The 1,975-nt window shown below is 69.0% G+C and carries 2 protein-coding genes; both read left to right on the plus strand.

Annotated features, from left to right (window positions below):
- Window positions 1-13: 13 nt before the first annotated feature.
- Window positions 14-454: a proton-translocating transhydrogenase family protein gene (locus KHC23_RS18580; protein WP_271188752.1), complete on the plus strand. Its 441-nt coding sequence runs from the start codon at window positions 14-16 to the stop codon at window positions 452-454.
- A gap of 8 nt (window positions 455-462) precedes the next feature.
- Window positions 463-1,866, plus strand: a complete 1,404-nt coding sequence (locus tag KHC23_RS18585; protein ID WP_213374572.1) for an NAD(P)(+) transhydrogenase (Re/Si-specific) subunit beta — start codon at window positions 463-465, stop codon at window positions 1,864-1,866.
- The last annotated feature ends 109 nt before the right edge of the window (window positions 1,867-1,975 follow it).

Here is a 1,975-nt window from a genome sequence, read left to right on the forward strand (position 1 = left end):
CGTCGCGGACGCTGTGGCACAGAACGCGGCGGAGGGCGCGCGCATGGCGGCGGAAGTGGCGCGGCAGGCGGCGCAGGCGGCGCAGGCCTATGCCGACGCGGCGGCGCAGAGCTATGGGGAGATCGCCGGCACGGCGGCGCACGCGCTGACCGGCGGGGCGATCGACCCGTTCGTGTTCCGGCTCGCCATCTTCGTGCTGGCGGTGTTCGTCGGCTACTACGTGGTGTGGTCGGTGACGCCGGCGCTGCACACGCCCTTGATGAGCGTGACCAACGCGATCTCGTCGGTGATCGTGGTCGGGGCGCTGCTGGCGGTGGGCGTCGACACGGTTGCGGACGGCACGGAATGGGCGCGGGGCTTCGGCTTTGTCGGGCTGGTCCTGGCCAGCGTGAACATCTTCGGCGGGTTCCTGGTGACCAGCCGGATGCTCGCCATGTACTCGAAGAAGAAGTGAGCGCCGCCATGAACGCCAATCTGGTCGCGCTTCTGTACCTCGTCTCCGGGGTGCTGTTCATCCTGGCGCTGCGCGGGCTGTCCAGCCCGGTGACGTCGCGCCAGGGCAATCTGTTCGGCATGGTCGGCATGGCCATCGCCATCCTGACCACGCTGGGTTCCTCGCCGCCGGCGGGGCTGGGGGGCTGGGCGCTGCTGGTGGGCGGGCTCGCCATTGGCGGCGGCGCCGGCGCCTATATCGCGCGCAAGATCGCGATGACGCAGATGCCGCAGCTGGTGGCGGCGTTCCACTCGCTCGTCGGGCTGTCGGCAGTGATGGTGGCGGCGGCGGCGCTGTACGCGCCGGCGGCGTTCGGCATCGGCGAGCCGGGGCTGATCCATGCCCAGGCGCTGGTCGAGATGAGTCTCGGCGTCGCCATCGGCGCCATCACCTTCACCGGCTCGGTGATCGCCTTCGCCAAGCTGAACGGCAACATGTCGGGCAAGCCGATCCTGCTGCCGGGCCGGCACCTGATCAATGCCGGGCTGGCGCTGCTGATCGTGGCGCTGATCGTGGTGCTGACCGTGACCGAGAGCCACACCGTGTTCTGGCTGATCGTGATCGCGGCGCTGGTGTTCGGCGGGCTGATCATCATCCCGATCGGCGGCGCCGACATGCCGGTGGTGGTGTCGATGCTCAACTCCTATTCGGGCTGGGCGGCGGCGGGGATCGGCTTCACGCTGGGCAACACGGCGCTGATCATCACCGGGGCGCTGGTGGGCTCAAGCGGCGCGATCCTGAGCTACATCATGTGCAAGGGCATGAACCGCAGCTTCGTCTCGGTGATCCTGGGCGGGTTCGGCGGCGACGCGGCGGGCGGCCCGGCGGGGGCGGTGGAGACGCGTCCGGTGAAGCAGGGCTCGGCCGAGGACGCGGCGTTCATCATGAAGAACGCGTCGAAGGTGATCATCGTGCCGGGCTACGGCATGGCGGTGGCGCAGGCGCAGCACGCGCTGCGCGAGATGGCGGACAAGCTGAAGGAGGAGGGCGTCGAGGTGAAATACGCCATCCATCCGGTGGCGGGGCGCATGCCCGGGCACATGAACGTGCTGCTGGCGGAGGCCAACGTGCCCTATGACGAGGTGTTCGAGCTGGAGGACATCAACTCGGAGTTCGCGCAGGCCGACGTCGCCTTCGTCATCGGCGCCAACGACGTGACCAACCCGGCGGCCAAGACCGACCCGAGCTCGGCGATCTACGGCATGCCGATCCTCGACGTGGAGAAGGCCAAGACGGTGCTGTTCATCAAGCGCGGCATGGCGGCGGGCTATGCCGGCGTCGAGAACGAGCTGTTCTTCCGCGACAACACCATGATGCTGTTCGCCGACGCCAAGAAGATGGTCGAGGACGTGGTGAAGAATCTGAACCACTGAGCGGGCAGGGAGAGGCCGGCGGGAGGGGCGAGGCCGGCCGGTCCGGCCTCGCCGGTCTCACCGGTCGCATCGGTCTCGCCGGTCGCATCGGCCGGCCCCATCGAACCCA

Source organism: Ancylobacter dichloromethanicus (assembly GCF_018390645.1).
Taxonomy (GTDB): domain Bacteria; phylum Pseudomonadota; class Alphaproteobacteria; order Rhizobiales; family Xanthobacteraceae; genus Ancylobacter; species Ancylobacter dichloromethanicus.